Genomic DNA, 5,538 nt, shown 5'->3' on the forward strand with positions numbered 1-5,538 from the left:
AGTTGGCGCGCACGTCGGGGCTGACGCGGCCCTCGAAGTTGCGATTGCCCGAGAGGACGCTCGCCGCGACCAGATCGTTGCCGTTGATCGCCGCCGAGATCGGCGCCGCGAGCGGCCCCGAATTGCCGATGCAGGTGGTGCAGCCATAGCCGACGAGGTTGAACCCGATCGCGTCGAGATCCTCGCTGAGCCCCGACTTGTCGAGATAGTCGGTCACCACCTGCGACCCGGGCGCGAGCGAGGTCTTCACCCACGGCTTGGGCTTGAGCCCCTTGGCGCGCGCCTTGCGGGCGACGAGCCCGGCGGCGACCAGCACCGACGGGTTGGAGGTGTTGGTGCACGAGGTGATCGCGGCGATCACCACGTCACCGTCGCCGATATCGTGATCGCGGCCCTCGACCGGGACGCGCGCCGGCTGCGCCTTGTTATAGAGCTTGGCGAGATCGCTGTTGAACACGTCGTCGACGGTGTCGAGCGTCACCTTGTCCTGCGGGCGCTTCGGCCCGGCGAGCGACGGCACGACCGTCGACATGTCGAGCTCGAGCGTGTCGGTGAACACCGGATCGGGCGACATCGCGTCGCGCCACATGCCCTGCGCCTTGGCATAGGCCTCGGTCAGCGCCACCGTCTCCTCGGGGCGCCCGGTGAGGCGCATGTAATCGAGCGTGCGGTCGTCGACCGGGAAGAAGCCGCAGGTCGCGCCATATTCGGGCGCCATATTGGCGATCGTCGCGCGATCGGCGAGCGTCATCGAGGCGAGGCCCGGGCCGTAGAATTCGACAAAGCGGCCGACCACGCCCTTGGCGCGCAGCATCTGCGTCACGGTCAGCACCAGATCGGTCGCGGTGATGCCTTCGCGCAGCGCGCCGGTCAGCTTGAAGCCGACGACCTCGGGGATGAGCATCGAAACCGGCTGACCGAGCATCGCCGCCTCGGCCTCGATCCCGCCGACGCCCCAGCCGAGCACGCCCAGGCCGTTGATCATCGTGGTGTGGCTGTCGGTGCCGACCAGCGTATCGGGATAGGCGATCGTCGCGCCGGTCTTGGCATTCTCGCCGGTCTCGACCGCCGACCACACCGCCTGGCCGATATATTCGAGGTTCACCTGATGGCAGATGCCGGTCCCCGGGGGAACGACCTGGAAATTGTCGAGCGCCTTCGATCCCCACTTCAGGAACTCGTAACGCTCTCCGTTGCGGGCATATTCGAGATCGACGTTATCGCCGAACGCCTTGGGGGTGCCGAATTCGTCGACCATCACCGAGTGATCGATGACGAGGTGGACGGGCACCTGCGGGTTGATCTTGGCCGCGTCGCCGCCGAGCTTGGTGATCGCGTCGCGCATCGCGGCGAGGTCGACGACGCAGGGAACCCCGGTGAAATCCTGCATCAGCACGCGCGCCGGGCGATATTGGATCTCGCGGTCGGAGCGGCGCTCCTTCTGCCAGTCGACGATCGCCTGCACGTCCTCGGGCGTCACGGTCACGCCGTCCTCGAAGCGCAGCATGTTCTCCAGCAGCACCTTCATCGAGAAGGGCAGGCGGGTGATGTCGCCATATTTCTCCGCCGCCTTGGCGAGCGAGAAATAGTCGTAAGCCTTGCCGTCCACAGTGAGCGTGGTGCGGGCGCCGAGCGTATCGTGGCCGATGGCGGTCATGCGGGTCCTTTCCCCTTGGTGGGCCTGTCGGGCGCGGCGGGGAGGCGGTGGCCGCGGCACGCGCCGGGCCCCCGCGCGAGCGCGCCCGGACGGGCGTAAGCGACGGAGTCGGGAGGGCCGATAGCAGCGGGTGGGGCATGGGGGAAGGGGCCTACGCTGCCTCCTCTAGCTCGTCACCCAGCGAAAGCTGGGGTCTCGCGCCACAGGCGTCGCCCCTGCCGCCCGAGATCCCAGCTTTCGCTGGGATGACGGGTGCGGGAACGGCTTGGGAAAGCTCAATCCAGCCGGCGCGCGAGTTCCGAATTGAGTGCCAGCGCCGCCAGCGTGCCGAGCGCGCCCGACAGCAGATAGCCGCCGGCCGCGATCAGCCCGAAATTCTTCGCCAGCACCAGCGCCGCGAGCGGGGCGAAGCCGGCGCCGAACAGCCAGGCGAGGTCCGAGGTCAGCGCCGCGCCGGTGTAGCGTGCGCGCTTGGGGAAATTGTTGGTCACCGCGCCCGAGGACTGGCCGAACGACAGCCCGAGCAGGATGAACCCGGTCACCATGAACACCGCCTCGCCCGCGCCGCCCGCGTCGAGCAATTGCGGCGCGAACCCCGAGAAAGCCGCGATCGCCGCGGCGGTATAGCCGAGCAAGGAGCGCCGCCCGATCCGGTCGGCGAGCAGCCCCGAGACGACGATCGCCGCGACGCCGAACGCCGCGCCGACGATCTCGATCATCAGGAAGCGGGTGATGCTCTCATGCGTGAACAAGGCGACCCAGGAAAGCGGGAACACCGTCACCATATGGAACAGGGCGAAGCTCGCCAGCGGGGCGAAGGCGCCGATGATGATATTGTGCCATTGCGCCTTGACCGTCGCGATGACCGGCGAGGGGGTCAGCTCGCGCGCCTTGAACAGCTCGTTATATTCCGGCGCGACCGAGATGCGCAGCCGCGCGAACAGCGCGACGACGTTGATCGCGAAGGCGACGAAGAACGGGTAGCGCCAGCCCCAGCTGAAGAAATCGTCGAAGCCCAGGGTGCCGATGAAGAAGGCGAACAGCCCGCTCGCGACGATGAGGCCGAGCGGCGCGCCGAGCTGCGGCACCATCGCATACCACCCGCGGCGCTTTTCGGGCGCGTTGAGCGCGAGGAGCGAGGCGAGCCCGTCCCACGCGCCGCCCAGCGCGATCCCCTGACCGATGCGCAGGATGGCGAGGATCACCGCCGAGGCGATGCCGACCTCGTTATAGCCGGGCAGGAAGCCCACCGACACCGTTGCGGTGCCGAGCAGGAACAGCGCGATGGTCAGCTTCGTTCCCCGTCCGTGGCGGCGGTCGATCGCAAGGAAAATCTGCGACCCGATCGGCCGGGCAAGGAAAGCGAGCGGAAACAGCGCGAAAGAGTATAAGGTGCCGGTCACGCGGTCGACGAACGGGAAGATCAGCTGCGGGAACACCAGCACCGAGGCGATCGCGTAGACGAAGAAGTCGAAGAATTCGGAGGTGCGGCCGATGATCACCCCGATTGCGATCTCGCCCGGACGGACATGGCCCGTCGCAACGGCGTCGCGCGCGGCAGGGGTGGGGTGGGCAATTGCTTCGGCCATCTGTCGTCAACTCTCGAACGAAAACCGCGCTCCCTTAGGCCGCCCCGCCCGGCCTGGGGATAGGACAAATTGTCCTATTTCGCACCTGCACAAACAGGACTAGCGCCCGATGATTATGCACATCATGCACCCTCAGACTCGAAACGGGAAGTGGCGCCGGGCGCTCGCGACGTTGCCGCTGATCGCGGCGCTCGGCGGGTGCGATATGGTGGTGATGAATCCCGCCGGAGACGTCGCGCGCCAGCAGGCCGATCTGATCCTGTGGTCGACCGGGCTGATGCTGCTGATCATCATCCCGGTGATGGCGCTGACGGTGATCTTCGCGTGGCGCTATCGCGCGTCGAACAAGGATAGCGATTACGCGCCGGACTGGGATCACTCGACCGCGCTTGAGCTGGTGATCTGGTCAGCGCCGCTGTTGATCATCATCGCGCTCGGCGCGCTGACCTGGGTCGCGACCCACACGCTCGATCCCTATCGCGAGGTCGGGCGGATCGCCGCGGGCAAGCCGGTGCCGGCCGATCAGAAGCCGCTCGACGTTGAGGTGGTGTCGCTCGACTGGAAATGGCTGTTCATCTACCCCGAGCAGGGCGTCGCGACGGTCAACGAGCTGGTCGTGCCGGTCGATCGCCAGGTGCGCTTCCGCCTCACCTCGTCGGACGTGATGAACACCTTCTACGTGCCCGCGATGGCCGGGATGATCTATACGATGGCCGGGATGGAGACCAAGCTCCACGCCGTGCTCAACAAGCCCGGTAATTATGCCGGCATGTCCGCCAATTACTCGGGCGCCGGCTTCTCGGGGATGCATTTCCGCACCCACGCGCTCGACGAGGCGGGGTTCGCGCGCTGGGTCGCCTCGACCAAGGCGGCCGCCGGCAAGCTCGATACCGCGACCTATCTCAAGCTCGAACAGCCGAGCGAGCGCGTGCCGGTGATGCATTTCGGCTCGATCGAGCGCGGGCTGTTCGATCGCGCGGTCAACCAGTGCGTCAGGCCGGGCGCGCCGTGCATGAGCGAATCGATGCACGGCCACGGCCATATCCCGGCGCCCGCGGCCACCGCCGCGCCGGCCGCCGCCGGGCAGCATCCGCACCATCCCTCCACTTCCTCCACCGGGGCCTGAGGCAATGTCCGAAGCCGTGACCAAGTTCCTGTTTGGCCGCCTGACGCTGGAGGCCATTCCCTATCACGAGCCGATCCTGCTCGGCACTTTCGCGATGGTCGCGCTCGGCGGCATCGCGCTGGTCGGCGCGCTCAGCTATTACAAATTGTGGAATTACCTGTGGCGCGAGTGGTTCACCACCGTCGACCACAAGCGGATCGGCATCATGTATCTCGTGCTCGGCACGGTGATGCTGCTGCGCGGCTTCGCCGACGCGATCATGATGCGGCTGCAACAGGCGATCGCCTTCAACGGCAGCGAGGGCTACCTCCCGGCGCACCATTATGATCAGGTGTTCACCGCGCACGGCGTGATCATGATCTTCTTCGTCGCGATGCCGTTCGTCACCGGGCTGATGAACTATATCGTCCCGCTGCAGATCGGCGCGCGCGACGTGTCTTTCCCGTTCCTCAACAATTTCAGCTTCTGGATGACCACCGCGGGCGCGATCCTGGTCATGATGAGCCTGTTCGTCGGCGAATTCGCGCGGACCGGCTGGCTGGCGATGGCGCCCTTGTCGGGGCTCGATTACTCGCCCGATGTCGGGGTCGATTATTACATATGGGCGCTGCAGATCGCGGGCGTCGGCACCTTGTTATCCGGCGTCAATCTGATCGCGACGATCGTCAAGCTGCGCGCGCCGGGGATGACGCTGATGAAGATGCCGGTGTTCACCTGGTCGGCGCTCGTCACCAACGTGCTGATCGTCGCCGCTTTCCCGGTGCTCACCGCGGTGCTCGCGCTGCTCGGCGCCGATCGCTACCTCGGCACGCATTTCTTCACGAACGAAGCGGGCGGCAACCCGATGATGTACGTGAACATGATCTGGATCTGGGGCCACCCGGAGGTCTACATCCTCGTCCTCCCGGCGTTCGGCGTGTTCAGCGAGGTCGTCTCGACCTTCTCGAGCAAGCGGCTGTTCGGCTACACCTCGATGGTCTACGCCCTCATCGTCATCTGCATCCTCTCCTACCTCGTGTGGCTGCACCATTTCTTCACGATGGGGTCGGGCGCGACGGTCAACAGCTTCTTCGGCATCACGACGATGATCATCTCGATCCCGACGGGGGCGAAGATCTTCAACTGGCTGTTCACGATGTACCGCGGGCGCATCCGCTTCGAGCTGC

General features: G+C 66.2%; 4 protein-coding genes. 2 read left to right on the forward strand and 2 right to left on the reverse strand.

What is annotated here, in order from left to right:
- Together BGN95_RS07380 and BGN95_RS07385 are read right to left on the reverse strand one after the other, a co-directional pair.
- Positions 1 to 1,657 (reverse strand): aconitate hydratase (locus tag BGN95_RS07380; RefSeq protein ID WP_286772135.1); only part of this gene is annotated, 1,657 nt, incomplete at its 3' end.
- Positions 1,658 to 1,932: 275 nt separating this feature from the next.
- The gene (locus BGN95_RS07385; protein ID WP_265269091.1) at positions 1,933 to 3,246 is read right to left on the reverse strand and encodes an MFS transporter; all 1,314 of its coding nucleotides are present in this window, start codon (positions 3,244 to 3,246) and stop codon (positions 1,933 to 1,935) included.
- Between the two features lie 124 nt (positions 3,247 to 3,370).
- On the opposite strand from BGN95_RS07385, the gene cyoA reads away from it, so the two are divergent.
- Together cyoA and BGN95_RS07395 are read left to right on the forward strand one after the other, a co-directional pair.
- A complete protein-coding gene (gene cyoA, locus BGN95_RS07390) occupies positions 3,371 to 4,372 on the forward strand; it encodes a ubiquinol oxidase subunit II (RefSeq protein ID WP_286772136.1) in 1,002 nt (333 codons plus the stop codon).
- A gap of 4 nt (positions 4,373 to 4,376) precedes the next feature.
- Positions 4,377 to 5,538 (forward strand): cbb3-type cytochrome c oxidase subunit I (locus tag BGN95_RS07395; protein ID WP_286772137.1); only part of this gene is annotated, 1,162 nt, incomplete at its 3' end.

This window comes from Sphingomonas sp. 66-10 (assembly GCF_001897045.1).
GTDB lineage: Bacteria > Pseudomonadota > Alphaproteobacteria > Sphingomonadales > Sphingomonadaceae > Sphingomonas > Sphingomonas lycopersici.